Genomic DNA, 21,463 nt, shown 5'->3' with positions numbered 1-21,463 from the left:
TGACACTCGGGGCATGGGGCGAAGGACACAGGCCCAGCGGGACGAGGCCACCGTGGAGAGCTGCTTCGCGCTGCTCGTCGCGACGAGCCTGGCGGGGGCCGCCTTCTTCACCGTGACGGCGCCGGTGCACATCTTCGGCGTGGCATCGCCCTCGGCGCACACCCTCGACCGCATCGGCGCGATCACCGCCGCCGCGGTCTTCGTCGTGTCCCTGGTGACGGTCCTCGTGCGCTACCGCCGGACGCGTCAGCCCAGCCAGCCAGGACGCACCAAGCCCGACTCGTAGGCCAGGACCACCAGTTGGGCCCGGTCACGGGCGCCGAGCTTCACCATGGTCCGGCTGACGTGCGTCTTGGCGGTGAGCGGGCTGACGACCAGGCGGCGGGCGATCTCCTCGTTCGACAGGCCGATGCCGACCAGCGCCATCACCTCCCGCTCCCGCTCGGTGAGTTCACCGAGCGGCTCGGGGCCCGTGGGCTCCTTGGAGCGGGCCGCGAACTCGGCGATCAGACGGCGCGTCACACCCGGCGAGAGCAGCGCGTCGCCGTCGACCACCGCACGGACGGCGCGCAGCAGCTCCTCGGGCTCGGTGTCCTTGACCAGGAAGCCCGATGCCCCGGAACGGATCGCCTCGAAGACGTACTCGTCCAGCTCGAAGGTGGTGAGCATGACCACCTTGACGTCGTTCAGGCCGGGATCGCCGGTGATCCCCCGGGTCGCGGCGAGGCCGTCGAGCAGCGGCATGCGGATGTCCATCAGGACGACGTCGGGGCGCAGTTCACGCACCATGCGCACCGCCTCCTCGCCGTCCGCGGCCTCACCCGCGACCTCGATGTCCCGCTGGGCGCCGAGCAGTGCCTTGAAGCCGGCCCTGACCAACGACTGGTCGTCGGCGAGCAGTACGCGGATCACTGGTCCTCCTGAGGTGCCGAGCGCATGGGCAGTACGGCGGTGACCCGGAATCCCCCGTCCGGGCGCGAGCCCGCCTCGATCGTGCCATTCAGGGCGGCGGCGCGCTCCCGCATCCCGGCAAGACCGTTGCCGCTGCCGCCCGCGTCCGCGCCCGTGGCGGGCCCGTCGTCGTCCACGCGCAGGGTGAGCGTCGCGCTCTCGTAGCGCACCAGCACGCGCGCGTTGCGCGATCCGGAGTGCCGTACGACGTTGGTGAGGGCCTCCTGGACGATGCGGAAGGCGGCGAGGTCGACGCCGGGCGCCGGCTTCTTGCCCGCCCCCTGCGTGTCGACCTCGACAGTGAGTCCCGCACTGGCCGCCTGCTGCACGAGCTCGGGCAGCCGGTCGAGCCCGGGGGCCGGGGCCCGGGGCGCCTCACCGGGCGCACGCAGGGTGTCCAGGACCTGCCTGACCTCGCCCAGCGCTTCCTTGCTCGCGGCCTTGATGGTGGTCAGGGCGGTGCGGGCCTGCTCGGGGTCGGAGTCGAGCAGGGCGAGGCCGACGCCCGCCTGGACGTTGATCACGGAGATGCTGTGCGCGAGGACGTCGTGCAGCTCGCGCGCCATGCGAAGGCGCTCCTCGTCGGCCCGCCGCTTCGCGGCCTGCGCGCGCTCGGCACGCTCCTTCATCCACTGCTCACGGCGTACGCGGGCGAGTTCGGACACGGCGATGATGGCGACGACCCAGACGGCGACGACGGTTTCCTCGCCCCACGTCCGGGCGTCGTCACCGTCGGGCGGCAGCCACCGGTAGAGCCAGTGCGCGACGAGGAGATGTCCCGCCCACAGCATCGCGACGGCGCCCCACGCCGCCCGCCGGTGCCCCGCGACGACCGCGGCGAAGCAGCCGACGGCCACGGTGAGCAGGACGGGGCCGTAGGCGTACCCGGCCCCGAGGTAGACCAGCGCGGTCCCTGCCGTGAAGTACGCGACGGGGACGGGATGGCGGTGGCGCAGCAGGAGCGAGAGCGTGCCCGCGAGCAGGAGGAGCCGGCCGAGGATGCCCAGCGGCTCACGATCGAGCTGGCCGTGCGCGGCGAACCCGGAGCCGACCTGCACGAACACGGTGATCGCCAGCGTCGTCAGCCACGGCAGCCTGCTGCCCCCCGTGTCGTCGTCGCGCCGGTTCCACCAGGGCGGCCCGTGCCGCCACGCGGTCGGTCCGCCCCAGGGCAGGGGCGGACCGCCGCGCCTGTGTTCGCGCTGCTCATCCATGACGGCAACGCTAGACCGCGCGGTGCGCGCCGGGCGTCAGCCGCACGTGGCGATCACGCGTACTCCCGCTGTAGTACCTGGACCGCCCCTCCTCCTTGAGCGGCGCCGGTGCGGGCACCTCGTAGTCCCTCGCCAGGTCGGGGCCTACTTGTGCTGCAACAGGCCGACCCCGTGGGCGAGTTGGGTGGACGCGTACGAGAAGAACGCCGAACGGTCCTCGACCACGCGGTTGAACTGCCCGAACAGCTCGAAGCCCACGAGCCCGAACAGCTGGGCCCATGCGGCGACCATCGCCGTGATCACCGCGGGCGGCAGATCGGGCGCGAGATCGGCGGCGATCCGCTCGGCCTCGGGACGCAGCCCGCCCGGCAGCGGCTGCACGGCGACACCACGGCCCTGATGGGCATCGCGCACGATCCCGATGAGCAGCTGCCCGACGCGGGCGGCGGCCTGGACCGTGGAGGCGGGGGCGCTGTAGCCCGGGACGGGCGAGCCGTAGATGAGGGCGTACTCGTGGGGGTGCGCGAGCGCCCAGGACCGCACGGCCTCGCACACGACGGTCCAGCGGCGCAGGGGTTGGGCCGACGCGACCTCGGCGTGCGCGGCCTCGGCGGCGGCGCCGAGGGAGTCGTAGGCGTCGATGATGAGCGCCGTCAGGAGGTCGTCGCGGCTGGGGAAGTAGCGGTAGAGGGCGGAGGACACCATGCCGAGCTCGCGGGCCACGGCGCGCAGGGAGAGCTTGGCGGCGCCTTCGGCCGCCAGCTGTCTGCGCGCCTCGTCCTTGATGGCGGCGGTGACTTCGACTCGGGCGCGGGCCCTGGCCCCGCTGGTAGCGCTGCTCATAGAGGCAGTGTGCCACGAGTGCGGAGCAGTGCACCAAAACGAGATCGGCGCACCACTAAGCGAGCGCCGCACAACTTCGAGAGCACTGCTCTTGAAATGGAGCACCTGTCTCGGGCACACTTCTCTCAAGCGAGAGCAGTGCTCTCGGAAACTCTCCGAACCTTGGCGGTCACCATGGCAGCGTCGTCCTCGTCGTCCTCCTCGTCGTCCCCCACCCCCTACTACCTCAAGGGCAGCCCGATGGCCGTGCGCCTCAACGGCGTGATCGGCTGGCTGGCGCGGCGCGGCATCAGCCTGATGGGTTCGGCCGAGCTCTCCGTGCGGGGACGCAAGAGCGGGCAGATGCAGCGCATCCCGGTCAACCCGTTCACGTACGAAGGCGCCCAGTACCTGGTCTCGGCCCGTGGGCACTCGCAGTGGGTGCGCAACATGCGCGTGGCGGGCGGCGGCGAGCTGCGCGTAGGGCGCAAGGTCCGCTCGTTCACGGTCGAGGAGATTCCGGACGCCGAGAAGCTGCCGGTGCTGCGCGGCTACCTGGAGAAGTGGGGCTGGGAGGTCAACCAGTACTTCAAGGGCGTCACCGCCAAGTCCACGGACGCGGAGATCGAGGCGGCCGCCGGCGACCACCCCGTCTTCCGCGTCACCCTCACGAAGTGACGCTAGCGGTCGAGCGCGCTCAGCGCCCGTCCCGCCAGCGGATGGTTCCGCACCAGCTCGCCGAGCGTCATCGAGCCGCGGGTGATCCTCGCGAACGCGTTCCACGCGGGCCGGAACCCGGTGATCGCAGCGTGCAGCGCCCCCGGACGGCGCTCGAAGAGGGTGAGCATGCGCTTGCCGACGCTCATCTCGACACCGAGGCCCGCCTTGATGGCGAAGGCATAGTTCAGGGCTTGGCGGCGGGCGTCGACCGCGTCGTGCGCCTCGCCGATCCGCACCGCCCACTCCCCCGCGAGCCGGCCCGAGCGCAGCGCGAAGGAGATGCCCTCGCGGGTCCACGGCTCGAGGAGACCCGCCGCGTCACCGCACACCACGACCCGGCCGCGCGAGAGCGGCGAGTCGTCGCTGCGGCAGCGCGTCAGATGGCCGGAGGAGATGCTCGGCTCGAAGCCCGCGAGCCCGAGGCGGGCGATGAAGTCCTCCAAGTACCGCTTGGTGGCCGAGCCTTCGCCGCGCGCGGAGATGACTCCGACGGTGAGCGTGTCGCCCTTGGGGAACACCCATCCGTAACTGCCGGGCATCGGGCCCCAGTCGATCAGGACCCGGCCCGCCCAGTCCTCGGCGACGCTCTGCGGCACCGGGATCTCGGCCTCGAGACCGAGATCCACCTGGTCGAGCTTCACGCCGACATGTGCTCCTATGCGGCTCGCGCTGCCGTCGGCTCCGACGACCGCACGGGCGAGCACCGTCTCACCGCCCTGCAGCACCACGGCGACCGTGCGCCGGTCGGGCACCGCGGAGCCGTGCTGCTCCACGCGCGCGACGGTCACGCCCGTACGCAACTCCGCGCCCGCCTTCTGCGCGTGCTCGACGAGCTGCTGGTCGAACTCGGGGCGGTTGATGAGCCCGAAGAGCATCTGCTTAGAGCGGCGGGTGCGGGTGAACTTGCCGTCCAGGGAGAACGTCACCGCGTGCACCCGGTCCCGGAAGGGCAGTTCGAACCCCGGCGGGAGCGCGTCACGCGAGGGGCCGATGATGCCGCCGCCACACGTCTTGTACCGGGGCAGTTCGGCTTTCTCCAGGACGAGGACGCTGCGTCCCGCGACGGCTGCCGCATAGGCAGCCGACGCCCCGGCGGGCCCTGCTCCCACCACGACGACGTCCCACACGTACTGAGCGTCGTCCGCTGAGTTCTCGCTGCTCACGTTGGTCTACCGCTCCCGATCCAGCTGTTGGCCGCGCTTTCCAAGGCATCCTACGGCGGGCACCCCCGGCACCCTCCTGTGGGAGGATCACAACACCCACATACGTACAACGTCGCACCTACGAGGAGCGTGCCCATGTCGCCGAATCCGATCGCCGGGACCATCGCCTCACTCATGCCGAAGGCGAAGGCGGAGCTCACCGAACTGGTGGCCTTCAAGTCGGTGGCGGACTTCGACCAGTTCCCCAGGAGCGAGAGCGAGGCCGCCGCGAACTGGGTGGCGGACGCGCTGCGCGCCGAGGGGTTCCAGGACGTGGCCCTGCTCGACACCCCGGACGGCACCCAGTCCGTGTACGGCCTGCTGCCCGGCCCTGAGGGCGCTCCCACGGTGCTGCTCTACGCGCACTACGACGTGCAGCCGCCGCTGGACGAGTCGGCGTGGACGACCCCGCCGTTCGAGCTGACGGAGCGAGACGGCCGCTGGTACGGACGCGGCAGCGCCGACTGCAAGGGCGGCGTCCTGATGCACTTGCTCGCGCTGCGCGCCCTGAAGGCCAACGGCGGCGTCCCGGTGAGCGTCAAGGTGATCGCCGAGGGTTCCGAGGAGCAGGGCACGGGCGGCCTCGAGCGGTACGCCGAGGAGCACCCCGACCTGCTGGCGGCCGACACGATCGTCATCGGCGACGCGGGCAACTTCCGGGTGGGCCTGCCGACGGTCACCACGACACTCCGCGGCATGACCCTCGTACGCGTCCGTGTCGACACTCTTGAGGGCAATCTGCACTCGGGGCAGTTCGGCGGCGCGGCCCCCGACGCGCTCGCGGCGCTGGTGCGCGTCCTCGACTCGCTGCGCGCCGAGGACGGCTCGACGACGGTCGACGGGCTCACGGGCGACGAGGCGTGGGACGGGCTTCAGTACGAAGAGGGCGACTTCCGCAGGGACGCCAAGGTGCTCGACGGTGTCGCTCTGGTCGGCAAGGGCACGGTCGCCGACCGCATCTGGGCGCGTCCCTCGGTCACGGTGATCGGCATCGACTGCCCGCCGGTGGTCGGCGCGACGCCGTCCGTGCAGGCCGCCGCGCGGGCGCTGATCAGCCTGCGGGTGCCGCCGGGCGTGGACGCGGCCGAGGCCACCAAGCTGCTCCAGGCGCACGTGGAGGCGCACACCCCGTGGGGCGCGCAGGTGACCACCGAGCAGATCGGGCAGGGCCAGCCGTTTCGCGCGGACACCACGAGCCCGGCGTACGCGGCGATGTCCGAGGCGATGGGTGAGGCGTACCCGGGCGAGGAGATGCAGTACGCGGGGCAGGGCGGTTCGATCCCGCTGTGCAACACGCTCGCCGCGCTCTACCCCCGCGCGGAGATCCTGCTGATCGGCCTGAGCGAGCCCGAGGCGCAGATCCACGCGGTCAACGAGAGCGTGTCGCCGCAGGAGTTGGAGCGGCTCTCGGTCGCGGAGGCGCTGTTCCTCCAGAAGTACGCGGCGAGCTGAGGCACCACCGGTCACCGGGTGCCGACCGGCACTCCCGCCTCCAGGTACAGGGGCACACCGCGCTCCCGCGCGCGTAGGGCCCAGCGCAGCCGTTCGTAGCGCACGGGTGGCAGGAGGCGGGCCGCTTCCTGCTCGGTGACGAAGCGGCAGTCGCGCAGTTCGGGGCCGGGCAGGAGCATCCGCCCGGCCTCGGTGCTGTCGAGGCTGCCGCCGTCGAAGAGGAACCGCATCCCTCCGTAGCCGGGGGGTGCGGGCGGCTCCCAGTCGACGACCAGGAGCCGGGGGGCGTCGGCGAGGTGGATGCCGGTCTCCTCGGCGACTTCGCGCATGCCCGCGCGCGCGGGTGCCTCGCCCGGTTCGACGACGCCGCCGGGGAACTCCCAGCCCGCTTTGTACGTCGGGTCGACGAGCAGCACCCGGTCCAGCTCGTCGAAGAGCAGCACACCGGCCGCGAGCGTCTCCGCCGTGGGCTCCGGGGTCTGCACGATGTCGCAGATCGACGCGGCCCCGGTGCGTACGGCGTCAGCGATGCGCTCGGCGGTCTCCCAGGGGGTGAGCGCACCGGTGTCGATGCGGTGGGCGTCGGCGCCGAGCCAGCCCGCGAGCGCGGCTCCGTAGGGTTCGATGTGGTCGAACGACCACTGCCGCACGCGTATCTCACCGACCGGCAGATCGGGGACGGGTCTAGCGGCTATGCGCTGGCGCAGGATCGTTTCGTCCGGGTCCAGGACCACGTGGCGTACGGCGATCCTGCGCGAGGCGAGGCCGCCGAAGATCTCGTCGCGGTAGTCCTGCCGGAGCAGGGTCATGGGCACCACCAGGACACCGCCGACCTCGGCGAGCAGGGCCGCCGCGGTGTCGACGACGAGCCGCCGCCAGATCGGCAGATCCTGGAAGTCGCTCACCTCGGCGAGGCGCTTGGGCGGCAGGAGGTCGGGCAGTCTGCCGCCGATGACCTCGGGGTCGAAGAGTGTGCTGTTCGGGATCAGCTCGATCAGTTCCCGTGCGGCGCTGGTCTTCCCCGCACCGAACGCGCCGTTGACCCAGACGATCACGGTTCCCCCTCTTCTGTTGGCCCCCTGTGGCTTGCCCGCAACACCCTGCCACGGAAACCAGGCCCTGATGAGGCGCCCAACGTGCGGGCCGAAAGGTGCCACAAACTGTCAAGCGATTCACATTCACTTCACCCCATCGGGTGGCAGTAGCCCTGCATGAATCGTTCCCTCACTCCAGGGCACTCCCTCCCCCGCTAGCGTGATCCGCCAGGCGCCCCAGCCCCTGGTGACCTCCTGAATCCGGCTCTTTCGACGCACCCCGTTGCCACGAGGACCCGGCCGACGTCGACACTGGGGGGACATGTGCAACTCGATGCACTGAACGAATTCGCCTTCGAAGAATCCGACCAGCAGCCGCGCGTGTACGGCCACAACGGCGCGGTTGTCATCGAACTGCACGGTGAGATCGACCTGTTGGCCTACCAGCGGATGGCCCCGCTCCTCGACCCGATCACCGGTGGAACGGCGACCACCGTGGTCATCGACCTGACCAGGACCACGTTCTTCGACTGCTCCGGCGTCGCCCTGCTGGTCCGCGCACACCGCCGCACGGCGGAGAGGGGCGCCCACCTCTTCGTGGTCTGCACCCATCGCCTGACGCTCCGCATCCTGCGCCTCACGGGCCTCACACCCATGCTGGCGCCCGTCCCTTCGCTGGAGAGGGCCTTGGAGAAAGCCCTGGAGGACAAGTGAGTCCGCAGCGGCGGGCCTTCACCTTCGCTCGGTGCCGGTCCGGGCAGCACGCGCACGGTTGGGCCACCTGGTTCTGGTGTACGCGTGGAAGTGGTCTCCCCCGTGGCCCTGCCCCAGGGTGCAGTGCAGGACATCACCGGGCCTCTCGTCCCAGCACAGGCCGGGAATGTCACGCGCGTACTTCGGGGCTTTCATGCGGGATGCTCCGTCTGGTGGAGAGGGCCGGTATGCGAAATCCGACGATCTCAATCCCGCTGGGCGGTACGGGACATGACGGCGCGTGACACGGATCGGATCATGCGGACGGCGGCTATCGCCCCGTCGGTAACGCCTTCCGCTCCCGTCGGAACGGATTTCTCGCCTCAGCCTTGCTTGCCGTAGAGGCGCAGCGTGATGGGGGCGCACACGAGGGTGATGGCGGCGGTCGCGGTGAGGGACCAGGTGAGCGCGCCGCCGACGTTGCCGGTGTCGTTCATCAGCCCCCGGGCCGCGGTCGCGACGTGGCTGAGTGGGTTGACGTCGACGAACGCCTGGAGCCAGCCGGGCATGGTGCCGGGCTGTACGAAGACGTTGCTGGCGAACGAGAGCGGCATCAGTACGGCGTTGGCGATGCTGAGGACGACCGCCGCGTCGCGGATGAGCAGGGCGACGGCGGCCCATACCAGGGACAGCGAGAGCCCGAAGGCGATGACCAGGGCGACCGCGGCGAGGACACCCGGCACGCCGCCGTCGGGGCGGTAGCCCATGACCAGACCGAGGCCGACCACGATGGCGGAGGCGAACAGGTAACGGGCGGCGTCGCTGAGCAGTCCGCCGAGCACGAAGGCGCCGCGCCAGACCGGCAGCCCCCGGAAGCGGTCGAAGGCTCCGCTCTGTACGTCCTGGGCGAGTCGGGCACCCCCGTACATGGTGACGATGGCGATGCTCATGCTGAGCACGCCGGGCAGCAGAGTCTTGAGGTATTCGCTGGTCGAGCCGCTGATGGCACCACCGAACAGGTAGGTGAACAGCACGGTGAGCAGGATGGGGATGGCGGCCGAGTCCACCAGCTGTTTGGGGTCGTGCCCGAGCTTGAGCATGGCGCGCCTGCCGAAGGTGGCAGAGGCGAGCAGGGCACCGGCGCGGTGGCGTTCGCGTCCCTCGGCGAGCAGCGCGTCGATCGGGTCGGCGTCCGCCGGGGTGGGGCGTACGGAGGCGGCGGAGGTGGAGGCGGCAGAGGTGGTCATGCGCTGAGTTCCTCCTGGTCGATGGTCGGAGCGTCCTCGTGGTCGATCGTGGCCGCAGCGTCCTGCTGTCCGGTCAGGGCGAGGAAGGCCTCGTCCAGACTCGGTCGGCCGACGGAGAGATCGGCGATGCCCACCCCGGCGTCGGCGAGCCGGGTCGCGGCCCGCCCGACCAGCCGGCCCACGTCCGTCGCGTCGGGCCGGGCGGCGAGCAGGATCGACAGGGAGTGCGGGTCGGCGGCGGGTTGGACCGTTCCTTCCAGGGCATCGGCCAGGATCCGCAGCGCTTGCGGACGCTGCCCGCCTTCGAGGAGCCTGAGGTGCAGGGTTCCCGAGCCGACCCGGGACTTGAGCTGGGCGCTGGTGCCTTCGGCCACGATCCGGCCGTTGTCGATGACCGCGATCCGCTCGGCGAGCTGGTCGGCCTCTTCCAGGTACTGGGTGGTCAGCAGCACCGTGGTGCCGACCGCGGCGATCCGGCGGACCAGGTCCCACACCTGGTTGCGGCTGCGCGGATCGAGGCCGGTGGTCGGCTCGTCGAGGAACAGCAGGTCGGGGGTCACGAGCAGGCTGGCGCCGATGTCGAGCCGACGGCGCATACCGCCCGAGTAGCCGCTCACCGGCCGGTCGGCCGAGTCGGTCAGATCGAACGCGGCGAGCAGGTCGTCGGCGCGCTTTCTGCACGCGGCGGCGGAGAGTCCGTGCAGCCGGCCGAGGATCAGCAGGTTCTCGTGACCGGTCAAGTCCTCGTCGAGGGAGGCGAACTGGCCGGTCACCGCCACTCGGGCCCGGATCGCAGCCGTCCCAGTCAGCACGTCGTGCCCAAGGACACGGGCGGTGCCGCCGGAAGGCCGGGTCAGGGTGGCCAGTATGCGGATCGTGGTGGTCTTGCCCGCCCCGTTGGGGCCGAGGAACCCGAACACCTGCCCGCGCGGGATCGTCAGATCGATCCCGTCCAGCGCCCTGCGCTCTCCATGGACCTTGACCAACCCGCGCGCCTCGATCGCCGGCTGATCCTCACCCGAGCTCTTTTTTGACATGCTGTCAGAGTTAGCTAACTCTTACGACGTGTCAAGGTTCTGGCCGAGCGCATACCATTCCTGGAATGGCCGACTCGCACGACACCGCCACGCCGCCACGCCGCCGCCGGTCCGACGCCCGGCGCAGCGTCGACGCCATCCTCAACGCGGCCCGGGTCGTGCTCGGCGAGCGGCCCGACGCGAGCATGGAGGACATCGCCGCCACGGCCGGCGTCACCCGCCAGACCGTCTACGCGCACTTCCCCTCACGCGACGCCCTGATCGCCGCCCTCATCGAGGCCGCGGCGGCCGAATACCTCTCCGCGCTCGACGCCGCCGGCCTCGACACCGCTCCGCCCGCCGAGGCGCTGGCCCAGTTCCTCGACGCCGGGTGGCGGTTCCTTCGCCGCAACCCCCTCCTGCTCAACCCCACCGCGCCCCTGGCCCCGCGGCCCAACCGCAACGCTCTCTCCGAGGTCGTGCCCCCGCGGCTCGAACGGCTCATCCAACGAGGCCAAGGCACGGGCGACTTCGACGCGTCCCTCCCCGCCGCATGGCTCACCGCCGCCGTCATCGGGCTCCAGCACGCTGCCGCCGCAGAGGTCGCCGCCGAGCGCCTGACCACCCACGAGGCGGCGGCCCTGTGCCTGAAGAGCACGCTTCGCCTCTGCGTCGGCCAGGCGCCCCGCTAGCGCTCCGCCCCGCACGGCCGCCGACGGCGGCTCACCCCTTGCTCGACCCCAACGTCAGCCCCGCGATGAAGTGCCGCTGCAGGAGCAGGAAGACCAGGACCGTGGGGAGCGCCACCAGGACCGAGCCTGCTGCCAAGAGGTTGTAGTCCGTGAAGAACTGGCCCCTCAAGTTGTTCAGGGACGACGTGATCGGGAGTTTGTCGGGGTTGGAGATGAAGATGAGGGCCCACAGGAAGTCGTTGTAGATCCAGGTGAATTCCAGTGTGGCGAGCGCTGCCAGGGCGGGGCGGCACAAGGGCAGGGTGATGCGCCAGAACTGGGTCCACACCCCCGCTCCGTCCACGATCGCCGCCTCCAGGATTTCCTGCGGCAGCGTGCGCATGAAGTTGGAGAGCACGAAGACGCAGAAACCCACCTGGAAGCCGATGTTGACGATGATGATCGCCCAGTAGGAGTCGTAGAGGGTCAGCGAGTCCGACATCCACCAGGGGAGGGGGATTTTGAGGAAGAGGACGTAGAGCGGGGTGACCAGGACCTGTGGTGGCAGCAGGTTTCCCGCCGTGAAGAACATCAGGAGGATCATTCCGCCGCGGATCCGCAGGCGGGAGACGGCGAATGCCACGAACGCAGCCAGGAAGAGCGTGATGAGGACCGCCGGTACCGCGATGAGCAGGGTGTTGGTGAAGTACTTGCCCATGCCGGAATCGCTGTAGGCCTGGCGGTAATAGTCGAACGACAGGTGCTCGGGGAACGAGAAATAGCCGTGCTTCGCCGTCTCCTCGTACGGCCGCAAGGAGGCATAGACCGCGAGGAGGAGCGGCGCGAGGAAGCCCAGGGTCACCGCCATCAGGAAGAGGTGCACCCCGAAACGGCCTCGGCGACGGGTGCGGCCGGTGGGCTTTTCGGCGGGCGGCGCCGGGGCGGCGGAACGCGGCGTGGTGTGGATGTCGGCGGTCATCGGTCGCGCGCACCTCGCAGCTCTTGGACCAGGAACGTCACGATGAATCCGAGCGAGACGGTCAGGAGGACGACCGCGATGGCGGAGCCGAATCCGATGCGGCTCGCCTCGCCGATGATGTTGTCGGTGATGAGCACGGAGAGCAGTTCCAGGCCGTTGCGGCCTTTGTTGACCGCGTAGACGATGTCGAAGGCGCGCAGAGCTTCGATGACCGTGATGACGCCGACGATGACATTGACGGGGCGCAGCGTCGGGAAGACGACCCGAAAGAATGTCTGGCGGGCGTTCGCACCGTCTATCTGCGCTGCTTCTTTCAGCGCGGGGTCGACGGATTTCAGCCCGGCCAGATAGAGGATCATGACGTAGCCCGTGTGCCGCCAGCTCGCGGCCAGCATCATCATCCAGAGGTTGATGTCGGAATTCCCGAGCCAGTCGATCGGATCGTTCTGGTTGTCGAGGATCGTGTTGACCACGCCCTGGTCGGTGCCCAGGAGCAGCTGGGCCATGAAGCCGACCACGGCGAGCGAGAGCACCACCGGCATGTAGAGCACCGACTGGTAGAAGCGGCTGAAGCGGACTCCGCGGTCGATGACCACCGCGAGGAGCAGGCCGAACGGCGTGGCCACCAGGCCGAGGAAAGCGATCCACAGGAGGTTGTGGCGGACGGCGGGCCAGAACGCCGGATAGTTGTCGACGAGGTTCTCGTAGTTCTTTCCGCCCACCCACTGGATGTCGCCGATGCCGTCCCAGGACGTGAAGGACAGGCCGATGGAGGCCAGGGTCGGGCCCCAGATGATGAAGATGTCGAGGAGTACGGGGATTCCCAGCAGCACACCGAGCACGGCGACGTCACGGCGCGTGAAGCGCCGTGGTCCCCGCCGTCCGGCGCGCCGCGCGGAATTCCACGGCATGGATTTCCGCGGCACGGTCTTCTGCGGCACGGTCTTCTGCGGCACGGAGCGCGATCCCTCGCTATTCAGCTGACGTCCGACGAGAAGATGTCCTTCTTCTGCCGCTCGATGCTGTTGACCAGGCCATCGACATCATTGGGGTCGTCGATGAAGTCCTGGAGCGCCTTGATCATGACCGTCTGCGCGAAGTCGGGCCGGGTGTCACGGTCGAGGAACTGCGAGATCTGTTTGGCGCCGGCGACGAGTTCGGCCGACTTCTTCTGCAGCGGGCTGTACTTGCTGGTGTCGGCGCCTTCGTTGACCGCGACGTTGTTCGGGTCGCCGGCCAGGTAGATGTCCTCGGCCTTCGGTGTCCCGAGATACTTCAGGAGTTCCTTGGCGCCGTCGAGGTTCTTCGACTTCTTCGCCACCAGGAATCCGTCGATCGGCGCCTCCACGGCGTCCTGCCCGTGCGCCGGATCGATCTCGGGGAAGGCGAAGAAGTCGATGTCGTCGCGTTCGTCCGCCGGGAACTGCTGGCCTGGGTGCGGCATCCCGAAGACGGCCATGCCCGTCTTGCGCTGCTGGAGCCCCTGGCCCGCTTCTTCCCAGGTGCGGCCGAGCGCGCCCTTCTGGTAGTACGGCATGAGTTCGCGCCAGAGATCGAAGACCTTCTTGACCTTCGTGTCGGTCCAGGCTTCCTCGCCGGCCATCAGGCTCTTGTGGAACTCGTATCCGTTGAGGCGCATGTTGATGTAGTCGAAGGTGCCCATGGCGGGCCAGCCGTCCTTGTCGCAGAAGGCGACGGGGATGCCGTCCTTGCTCATCTTCTTGGCGAGTGCGATGAACTGGTCCCAGGTCTTGGCCTGTTCGTAGCCCTGTTTCTCAAAGAGACTCTTGCGGTGGAAGACGGCCCATGGGTAGTAGTAATACGGCACGAAGTACTGCTTGCCTTCGTGGGTGGACTGCTCCCGCAGGGCGGCGGAGAACCCCTTGAAGCCCTTCCATACGTCACTGATGTCGACCAGCAGGCCCTTCTCCGCGAAGTACTGCATGCGGTAGCCCGCGAACCACATGAAGACGTCGTCGGGCGTGCCCTGCAGATAGCGCGTGATGTTCTGCTGGAACTCGTTGTGCTCTGTCGTGTTGACCTTGACGGTCTTCCCCGACTTCTTCTCATAGGCGTCGAAGGCGGCGGCGAACGCTTTCTTGGGCACGGCGTCCGAGGAATTGGAGCCCATCGAGACTTCGTCCTTGTTGCCGCCCGGTCCGTCGCCACAGGCCGTGAGCAGGGCCGGAAGGGTGAGCGCTCCGGCTCCGGCGGCCGCACCACGCAGGACATTCCGCCGTGACATCCGATGTCCTGACATGCTTCGAGGCGTGGCAGAACCCATGAACGATGACTGTGCCATGTCCCCCTCCTCGGGGTGCAACCGAACACAACCGAACGCGAGGGTTGCGATCCCACTCCCAAGTGACCTACCAGTCAAGGGTTTTGGCGGGCGGTTGCTCGAACCGTTACGCCCCTCTTCCAACAGACTTCAACACGGCCTAACGTAAGCGCGCACCTCTGACACGTACATGCAGCCCCCCAACTTCTGCGAGTACGGAGGAATGTAACGATGCGTCATATCTCACCCCTCGCAACTCGTCGAAGAGTCGTCGGATCGCTGGCCGCCGCACTGCTGTGTGCCGCGGGCCTGGCCGCACCGGCGGCGGCACGCGACACCGGCGGTGCGAGCGCGGCAGAGCGGCCCGCTGCCGCCGAGCGGCCCGCCGCCGCAGAGCCGAAGCTCCCCGGCAACCTCGCCCTCACCCCTCCCATGGGCTTCAACAACTGGAACTCCACCCACTGCAGGGCCGAGTTCGACGAGGCAATGGTCCAGGGGATCGCGGACGTCTTCGTCGAGAAGGGCCTCAAGGACGCCGGATATCAGTACGTCAACCTCGACGACTGCTGGGCACTTCCCGAGCGGGACGCCAACGGCAAACTGGTCCCCGACCCCAAGCGATTCCCCAATGGGATCAAGGGAGTTGCCGACTACGTGCACTCCAAGGGGCTCAAGCTCGGCATCTACACCAGCGCCGGCACCAAGACGTGCAGCGACATCGGTTTTCCCGGCGCACTCGGCCATGAGGTCAGCGACGCGCGGCAGTTCGCCGACTGGGGCGTCGACTACCTCAAGTACGACAACTGCAACAACCAAGGTGTCGACGCCAAGAAGCGGTACACCGCCATGCGCGACGCGCTCAAGGCCACCGGCCGCCCCATCGTCTACAGCCTCTGCGAGTGGGGCGAGAACAAGCCCTGGGAGTGGGCCGCCGACGTCGGCCATCTGTGGCGCACCACGGGCGACATCAGCGACAACTGGTCCTCGATGCTGTCGATCATGAAGCAGAACCTGCCGCTCGCACCGCACGCGGGTCCGGGCCGCTGGAACGACCCGGACATGCTCGAGGTCGGCAACGGCGGCATGACCGACACCGAGTACCGCACGCACTTCTCGATGTGGTCCATCATGGCCTCGCCGCTGCTCATCGGCTCCGACCTGCGCAAGGCCACACCCGAGACCTTCGAGATCATCGGCAACAAGGAAGTCATCGCCGTCGACCAGGACCCGCTGGGCAAGCAGGGCGAAGTGCTGTCCTCACAGGATGGCCGCTGGGTCGTCGCCAAGGAGATGAAGGACGGCAGCCGGACGGTCGCGCTCTTCAACGAGACGGGCACCGCCCAGCCGATCGCCACATCGGCGAAGGCCGTCGGCCTCCCGGACGCCGAGGGGTACACGCTGCGCGATCTTTGGCAGCACAAGAGCTACAACACGGCGGGCACGATCTCGGCCACCGTCCCCGCGCACGGCACCGTACTGCTGCGGGTCGCCGCGGACGGCGAGTGGTCCAAGAACCCACCGGCGGTCGAACTCGGCCTGAGCGCCGACCCGTTGGTGGAGGCGGGCAGGCCGCAGAAGCTGACGTCCAAGGTCACCAACCTCGGCCGCACCTCCGCGCAGAAGGTGTCCGCCACGTTCACCGGCCCCTCCGGCTGGCGGATCAAGGCGACCTCACCCTCGACCGCGAGCTCCCTGCGTACGGGCAAGTCGCTGAGTACGTCGTGGTCGGTGACCGCACCGCAGGGCGCGGCCCCCGGAGCGTACGACCTGACGCTCAGGACCAGCTACCGCTCCCCCGCGGGCACCCGCGCCGAGAGCGTGCTGCCGCTGACGGCCCATGTCGTCGTGGCGCCACCCGCGGGCAACTCGGCGGTCAGTGAGCTGCCATGGATGTCGACGGTCAACGGCTGGGGCCCGGTCGAGAAGAACACCAGCAACGGCGAGAGCGCGGCGGGCGACGGAAACCCGCTCACCATCGGCGGGGTGGTCTACTCCAAGGGGCTCGGGGTGCACGCCGACAGCGCCGTCGAGTACTACACCGGCGGATCCTGCGAGCAGGTCACCGCGCAGGTGGGTGTCGACGACGAGAAGGGCGCGAAGGGAACGGTCACCTTCGAGATCTGGGCCGACGGCAAGAAGGCCGCGTCGACCGGCGTACTCACCAACGCCGATGCCGCGCGGGGCCTTTCGGCGGATGTGACCGGCGCCCAGGTCGTACGCCTCGTCGTCACGGACGGCGGCGACGGCAGGGACTCCGACCATGCGGACTGGGCGCAGCCGGTGCTCAGTTGCTGAGCCGTTGACCTGCTGAGCCGCGTGAACCCTTGACCCGCGGGCAGGGCCGGGCCGGGCCGACGTCGTTCGGCCCGGCCAAGGCCGGCCCGCGGACAGGTCAACTCCCCACGGCGGGACGCAGGTCCATCGCGCTGGGCTCCTTGATCAGCGCGGCGGCCGCGGCCCCCACCAAGCCCGCGTCCGTCCCCATCAAGGCCGGGCCCACGGTCAGATGACGTACGAACGAGAGCGTCGCGTACTCCCGCAGCGCCCTGCGCAGCGGGTCGAAGAGTACGTTCCCCGCCTTCGCGACCCCGCCCCCGATCACGGCGATGTCGATCTCGACGAGCGTGGCCGTGGCGGCGATCCCCGCGGCCAGCGCCTGCGCCGCCCGCTCGAACGAGGCGACGGCGACCGGGTCGCCGGCCCGCGCGGACACGGCCACCGCGGCGGCGGACGTGTCGCCGTCGGCCCCCGGACGCCAGCCGCCCTCCAGCGCACGGCGCGCGATGTTGGGCCCGCTGGCTATGCGCTCCACGCACCCACGCGCCCCGCACGGGCAGGGGTCGCCGTCCAGATCGACGCTGATGTGCCCGATGTGCCCCGCGTTGCCGGTGGGGCCGGGGTGCAGCGTGCCCCCGAGGATCAGTCCGCCCCCGACTCCGGTGGACACCACCATGCACAGCGCGTTGTCGTGCCCGCGCGCCGCGCCCTGCCAGTGCTCGGCCGCCGTCATCGCGACGCCGTCGCCGACCAGCTCGACCGGGAGGCCGCCGGTGGCCGCGCGCACCCGCTCGACCAGCGGATAGCCGCGCCAGCCCGGCACGTTGACCGGACTGACCGTGCCCGCCGACGCGTCCACGGGACCCGCGCTGCCGATGCCGACCGCCCGCGCCCCGCCCCACAGCGGGGAGCGCGTGAGCTCGCCTATGACCTCTTCGACCGCCCGCATCACGGTGTCGCCGTCCTCGCGCGCGGGCGTGGGCCGCTGGGCGCGCAGCAGGATCCGGCCGCGGCCGTCCACCAGGGCGCCGGCGATCTTGGTGCCGCCGATGTCGAGTGCGGCGACGAGGTCCGTGTGCATCAGTGTCAGATCTCCTGGTGAAAGGGCAGGCCACCCTTTTTGTGAAAGGGCAGGCCGGAGAATGCGATGGACAGTCTCTCTCGCATCTGACAACGTTGTCCAGGTTCTATGCTCGACGCCACATCACTTACGCACCACTTCAGCCCACCTACGTCGACGACAGGACAGCGCACCGTGGCCGAGACCGCCAGCCGACCCGAGCGACCCGAACCCCGCTACGGCAACCGTCCGACCATGAAAGACGTCGCCGCCCGCGCCGGAGTCGGCCTCAAGACGGTCTCCCGCGTGGTGAACGGCGAGCCGGGCGTCACCCCGGACACCGAACGCCGCGTCCAGGAGGCCATCGACGCCCTGGGCTTCCGCCGCAACGACAGCGCGCGGGTGCTGCGCAAGGGCCGCACGGCCAGCATCGGTCTGGTCCTCGAAGACCTCGCCGACCCGTTCTACGGCCCGCTGAGCCGCGCCGTGGAGGAAGTGGCCCGTGCCCACGGCGCGCTCCTCATCAACGGTTCGAGCGCCGAAGACCCGGACCGCGAGCAGGAGTTGGTGCTCGCGCTGTGCGCGCGCCGGGTGGACGGTCTGGTGGTCATCCCGGCCGGTGACGACCACCGCTATCTGGAGCCGGAGATCGCCGCCGGTGTCGCCACCGTCTTCGTCGACCGCCCCGCAGGGAAGATCGACGCCGATGTCGTGCTCTCCGACAGCTTCGGCGGCGCGCGCGACGGCGTCGCCCATCTGATCGCCCACGGCCACCGCCGCATCGGCTTCATCGGCGACCAGCCGCGCATCCACACCGCCATAGAGCGCCTGCGCGGCTACCGCGCGGCCATGGAGGACGCCGGTATCCCCGTCGAGGAGGAGTGGATGTCCCTGGGCACCACGTCGCCGGACCGCGTGGGACCGGCCACCAGGACGATGCTGGAGGGCCCGGACCCCGTGACGGCGATCTTCGCGGGCAACAACCGTGTGACGGTGACGGTCGTCCGCGTCCTCGCCGGTCTCTCCCGTCCCGTGGCCCTCGTCGGCTTCGACGACATCGAGCTGGCGGACCTGTTGCAGCCGGGCGTGACCGTCGTCGCCCAGGATGCCGCGCAGTTGGGCCGGACCGCCGCCGAGCGCCTGTTCCGTCAGCTCGACGGCGCGTCCGACGCACCGGAGCGCATCGAACTCCCGACCCGGCTCATCCAGCGCGGGTCGGGCGAACTGCCGCCAGCGGGCTGACGGTTGGCGGCGCGGCGGGAGTCGCTGCTCGCGCTACTTGGCGGAGGGCGTGAGGTCCCCGCGGCGCGGGCCCGAGAAGCTCTGCAGGCGGGCCAGCGTCATGCCGGTGAGCCGGGTGACCTCGCCGACGTCCAGGGCGCCGCAGTCCAGGCCGCGCAGCAGGTAGCCGGCGAGCGCCTTGGCCGATGCCGGCTCGTCCGCCACGTCGCCGCCCTCGCGGTGGGCGGCGTACGCGGACAGGCGCGCGGCGGCCGGCTCGAAGCCCTCGCGGTAGAAGGCGAACACGGCGGCGTAGCGCGTGGGGATGTGGCCGGGGTGCATGTCCCAGCCCTGGTAGTAGGCGCGGGCCAGGGCGCGGCGCGTGAGGCCGTAGTGCAGCCGCCAGGCGTCGTGGACCTTCTCGGTGGTGCCGATCGGCAGGACGTTGGTGGAGCCGTCCGAGACGCGTACGCCGGTGCCCGCCGCCGCGACCTGCATGATCGCCTTGGCGTGGTCGGCGGCCGGGTGGTCGCTGGTCTGGTAGGCGGCGCTCACGTGCAGACAGGCGCTGTAGTCGAAGGTGCCGTAGTGCAGGCCGGTGGCGCGGCCCTCGGCCGCGCCGATCATGCGGGCCACGGTGGCGGTGCCGTCGGCGGCGAGGATGGACTGGCTGGTCTCGATCTGGATCTCGAAGCCGATCCGGCCCGCCTCCAGGCCGCGTACCTTCTCGAACTCCTCAAGGAGGCGCACCATCGCGGTGACCTGCTCGGGGTACGTCACCTTGGGCAGCGTCAGGACGAGGCCGTCCGGCAGGCCGCCCGCCTCCATGAGGCCGGACAGGAAGATGTCGAGGGTGCGGATGGCGCGGTCGCGCACGTTCTCCTCGAAGCACTTCATGCGGATGCCCATGTACGGGGCCGCGGTGCCGTTCTTGTACGCCTCGGAGATCAGGCGGGCCGCGCGGGCGGCGTCCTGGTCCTCGTCCGCGCCCTTGTAGCCGTCCTCGAAGTCGATGCGCAGGTCCTCGACGGGCTCGCGCTCCAGCTTGGCGCGTACGCGGTCGTAGACCGGCGCGGCGAGGTCGTCGGCGAGGCCGAGGACGGCCGCGAAGGACGCGGCGTCCGGAGCGTGCTCGTCGAGGGCCTTCAGGGCCTGGTCGCCCCACGTACGGATGGTGTCGGCGCCGAAGAGCTCCCCGGGGACGTACACCGTGTGGACCGGCTGGCGGGTGCCCGGGTCTCCGGGATAGCGGCGCTCGAGCTCCGCGTCCACCGGGGCGAGGGAAGCGCTGATGCCCTCGCTGACCGCGCCCGCGAGACTCGTTGCCACCTTCTCTTGCTGACCCATTCCTGCACCCTCCACACGCTCAGGACCACACACTCAGGACCACTCGAACTACTGCGAACTTCCGCTTCACGGAATCAACAATCCGTATGGCGAAGTTATCCGGCGACCTTCCCGCTGGTCAACACCCTCTCGTCTGCCGGACCTCGTCCGTTCACCCGTGTCTCAGATCCTGCTTCCGCACTCGCGCGCCCGCACCTCATCCTGACCGTCACCCATCGAAGGAGACCGCGTGCCGAACGACACCCGAGTTACGCGCCGCCTCGGCCTGCAGACCGCGCTCGCCGCGGTGGCAGTGCCCCTGTTCACCACCGCGCTCGCCGCGTCACCCGTACACGCGGTGGAGCGCGCGGGGCGCCGCCTGGAGATCATGTCGTTCAACCTCCGCTACGCGAGCACCACGCCGCCCAACACCTGGGCCGACCGCCGCCCGGTGACCCAGGAGCTCCTTCGCCGCGCGCGCCCCCACGTCATCGGCACCCAGGAAGGCCTCTACCAGCAGGTGCGGGACATCGCCGAGGACCTGGGCCCGCACTACGACTGGATCGGCACCGGCCGGGCGGGCGGCAGCCGCGACGAGTTCATGACCGTCTTCTACGACACCCGCAGACTCGCGCCGGTCGAGTACGACCACTACTGGCTCTCCGACACGCCGAACGTCATCGGATCGAACACCTGGGGCGGCGGCTCCATCCGCATGGTCACCCAGGTCCGCTTCCGCGATCTGCGCACGGACACCGAGCTGTATGTACTCAACACGCACCTCGACAACGCGAGTCAGCACGCACGCACGCGTGCCGCCAGTCTGATCTCGGAGCGCATCGCCGCCCTCGACCCGTCCCTGCCGCTCCTGGTCACGGGTGACTTCAATGTCGCGGCCCACAAGAACGCGGTCTACGACACGATGCTCGGCGCCGGTCTCGTCGACACGTGGGACGCGGCGGCCGAGCGCAGCAAGGCGTACGCCACCTTCCACGGCTACAAGCCGCTGGTGCCCGACGGCGACCGGATCGACTGGATCCTGGCGACGCCCGAGGTGCGGGCCCACTCGGCGGCCATCAACACCTTCTCGCTGGGCGGCCAGTTCCCGAGCGACCATCTGCCGGTGCAGGCGAGCCTGACCCTGTGACGCGCCGAGGCCCTCACCCCGCGCGCGGGGTGAGGGCCTCGTACGGTCGACGAGATCAGCCCTTGCGGGTGTTGACCTCTTCGGTGAGGGCGGGGACGACGTCGAAGAGGTCGCCGACCACGCCGTAGTCGACGAGGTCGAAGATCGGGG

The 21,463-nt window shown here is 69.9% G+C and carries 20 protein-coding genes; 8 read left to right on the top strand and 12 right to left on the bottom strand.

From position 1 onward, the window contains the following. Positions 1-13 precede the first annotated feature (13 nt). A complete protein-coding gene (locus tag ACFUPX_RS13175) occupies positions 14-286 on the top strand; it encodes a DUF6332 family protein (RefSeq protein ID WP_383320368.1) in 273 nt (90 codons plus the stop codon). Here ACFUPX_RS13175 and ACFUPX_RS13170 read toward each other — a convergent pair. The 3 genes from ACFUPX_RS13170 to ACFUPX_RS13160 form a co-directional block, all read right to left on the bottom strand. Next, complete coding sequence (locus ACFUPX_RS13170) at positions 247-912, bottom strand: response regulator (protein ID WP_383320366.1); 666 nt, start codon at positions 910-912, stop codon at positions 247-249. The genes ACFUPX_RS13175 and ACFUPX_RS13170 overlap by 40 nt on opposite strands. After that, a complete protein-coding gene (locus ACFUPX_RS13165) occupies positions 909-2,165 on the bottom strand; it encodes a sensor histidine kinase (RefSeq protein WP_383320364.1) in 1,257 nt (418 codons plus the stop codon). The genes ACFUPX_RS13170 and ACFUPX_RS13165 overlap by 4 nt, the downstream gene beginning before the upstream one ends. A 144-nt stretch (positions 2,166-2,309) precedes the next feature. Then, on the bottom strand, positions 2,310-3,008 hold the full coding sequence (locus tag ACFUPX_RS13160) for a TetR/AcrR family transcriptional regulator (protein ID WP_383320362.1): 699 nt from the start codon (positions 3,006-3,008) through the stop codon (positions 2,310-2,312). A 174-nt stretch (positions 3,009-3,182) separates the two neighbouring features. On the opposite strand from ACFUPX_RS13160, the gene ACFUPX_RS13155 reads away from it, so the two are divergent. Beyond that, a complete protein-coding gene (locus ACFUPX_RS13155; RefSeq protein ID WP_383320360.1) occupies positions 3,183-3,665 on the top strand; it encodes a nitroreductase/quinone reductase family protein in 483 nt (160 codons plus the stop codon). A gap of 2 nt (positions 3,666-3,667) precedes the next feature. On the opposite strand, the gene ACFUPX_RS13150 is transcribed toward ACFUPX_RS13155, so the two are convergent. After that, positions 3,668-4,870: a geranylgeranyl reductase family protein gene (locus ACFUPX_RS13150; RefSeq protein ID WP_383320358.1), complete on the bottom strand. Its 1,203-nt coding sequence runs from the start codon at positions 4,868-4,870 to the stop codon at positions 3,668-3,670. 135 nt (positions 4,871-5,005) lie between these two features. Here ACFUPX_RS13150 and ACFUPX_RS13145 point away from each other — a divergent pair, with 135 nt between their 5' ends. Continuing rightward, entirely contained in the window at positions 5,006-6,361 is a 1,356-nt protein-coding gene (locus tag ACFUPX_RS13145) for a dipeptidase (RefSeq protein WP_383320356.1), read from the top strand. Positions 6,362-6,372: 11 nt separating this feature from the next. Here the strand turns inward: ACFUPX_RS13145 and ACFUPX_RS13140 are convergent, their stop codons facing one another. Then, positions 6,373-7,416 (bottom strand): NUDIX domain-containing protein, encoded by a 1,044-nt coding sequence (locus ACFUPX_RS13140; protein ID WP_383320354.1) that lies wholly within the window; start codon positions 7,414-7,416, stop codon positions 6,373-6,375. 303 nt (positions 7,417-7,719) lie between these two features. Between ACFUPX_RS13140 and ACFUPX_RS13135 the strand changes: the two genes are divergently transcribed. Next, complete coding sequence (locus ACFUPX_RS13135; RefSeq protein WP_383320352.1) at positions 7,720-8,109, top strand: STAS domain-containing protein; 390 nt, start codon at positions 7,720-7,722, stop codon at positions 8,107-8,109. 362 nt (positions 8,110-8,471) lie between these two features. Here the strand turns inward: ACFUPX_RS13135 and ACFUPX_RS13130 are convergent, their stop codons facing one another. Both ACFUPX_RS13130 and ACFUPX_RS13125 read right to left on the bottom strand, forming a co-directional pair. Further along, entirely contained in the window at positions 8,472-9,335 is an 864-nt protein-coding gene (locus ACFUPX_RS13130; RefSeq protein ID WP_383320350.1) for an ABC transporter permease, read from the bottom strand. Next, a complete protein-coding gene (locus ACFUPX_RS13125; protein ID WP_383320348.1) occupies positions 9,332-10,372 on the bottom strand; it encodes an ATP-binding cassette domain-containing protein in 1,041 nt (346 codons plus the stop codon). The genes ACFUPX_RS13130 and ACFUPX_RS13125 overlap by 4 nt, the downstream gene beginning before the upstream one ends. Before the next feature lie 65 nt (positions 10,373-10,437). Here ACFUPX_RS13125 and ACFUPX_RS13120 point away from each other — a divergent pair, with 65 nt between their 5' ends. Then, entirely contained in the window at positions 10,438-11,043 is a 606-nt protein-coding gene (locus ACFUPX_RS13120) for a TetR/AcrR family transcriptional regulator (RefSeq protein WP_383320346.1), read from the top strand. A 31-nt stretch (positions 11,044-11,074) separates the two neighbouring features. Here the strand turns inward: ACFUPX_RS13120 and ACFUPX_RS13115 are convergent, their stop codons facing one another. From ACFUPX_RS13115 to ACFUPX_RS13105, 3 genes are all read right to left on the bottom strand, one after another. Continuing rightward, the gene (locus ACFUPX_RS13115; RefSeq protein ID WP_383320344.1) at positions 11,075-12,001 is read right to left on the bottom strand and encodes a carbohydrate ABC transporter permease; all 927 of its coding nucleotides are present in this window, start codon (positions 11,999-12,001) and stop codon (positions 11,075-11,077) included. Beyond that, positions 11,998-12,912 (bottom strand): carbohydrate ABC transporter permease, encoded by a 915-nt coding sequence (locus ACFUPX_RS13110; protein WP_383320557.1) that lies wholly within the window; start codon positions 12,910-12,912, stop codon positions 11,998-12,000. The genes ACFUPX_RS13115 and ACFUPX_RS13110 overlap by 4 nt, the downstream gene beginning before the upstream one ends. Before the next feature lie 65 nt (positions 12,913-12,977). Beyond that, positions 12,978-14,246 (bottom strand): ABC transporter substrate-binding protein, encoded by a 1,269-nt coding sequence (locus ACFUPX_RS13105; protein ID WP_383320342.1) that lies wholly within the window; start codon positions 14,244-14,246, stop codon positions 12,978-12,980. Between the two features lie 267 nt (positions 14,247-14,513). Between ACFUPX_RS13105 and ACFUPX_RS13100 the strand changes: the two genes are divergently transcribed. Further along, on the top strand, positions 14,514-16,577 hold the full coding sequence (locus ACFUPX_RS13100) for an NPCBM/NEW2 domain-containing protein (RefSeq protein ID WP_383320340.1): 2,064 nt from the start codon (positions 14,514-14,516) through the stop codon (positions 16,575-16,577). A 97-nt stretch (positions 16,578-16,674) separates the two neighbouring features. Here ACFUPX_RS13100 and ACFUPX_RS13095 read toward each other — a convergent pair whose 3' ends face one another. Further along, positions 16,675-17,640: an ROK family protein gene (locus tag ACFUPX_RS13095; protein ID WP_383320338.1), complete on the bottom strand. Its 966-nt coding sequence runs from the start codon at positions 17,638-17,640 to the stop codon at positions 16,675-16,677. Positions 17,641-17,874: 234 nt separating this feature from the next. Here ACFUPX_RS13095 and ACFUPX_RS13090 point away from each other — a divergent pair, with 234 nt between their 5' ends. After that, complete coding sequence (locus ACFUPX_RS13090) at positions 17,875-18,861, top strand: LacI family DNA-binding transcriptional regulator (protein ID WP_383320336.1); 987 nt, start codon at positions 17,875-17,877, stop codon at positions 18,859-18,861. Between the two features lie 33 nt (positions 18,862-18,894). On the opposite strand, the gene ACFUPX_RS13085 is transcribed toward ACFUPX_RS13090, so the two are convergent. Further along, positions 18,895-20,187, bottom strand: a complete 1,293-nt coding sequence (locus ACFUPX_RS13085; protein ID WP_383320334.1) for a DUF6986 family protein — start codon at positions 20,185-20,187, stop codon at positions 18,895-18,897. Positions 20,188-20,416: 229 nt separating this feature from the next. On the opposite strand from ACFUPX_RS13085, the gene ACFUPX_RS13080 reads away from it, so the two are divergent. Beyond that, positions 20,417-21,313: an endonuclease/exonuclease/phosphatase family protein gene (locus ACFUPX_RS13080; protein WP_383320333.1), complete on the top strand. Its 897-nt coding sequence runs from the start codon at positions 20,417-20,419 to the stop codon at positions 21,311-21,313. Positions 21,314-21,463: the final 150 nt, after the last annotated feature.

Source organism: Streptomyces sp. NPDC057302 (genome assembly GCF_042667685.1).
In the GTDB taxonomy this organism is placed as follows: Bacteria; Actinomycetota; Actinomycetes; order Streptomycetales; family Streptomycetaceae; genus Streptomyces.
The sequence above is the reverse complement of the archived record's forward strand: the minus strand, read 5'-3'. Positions and strand labels throughout refer to the sequence as shown.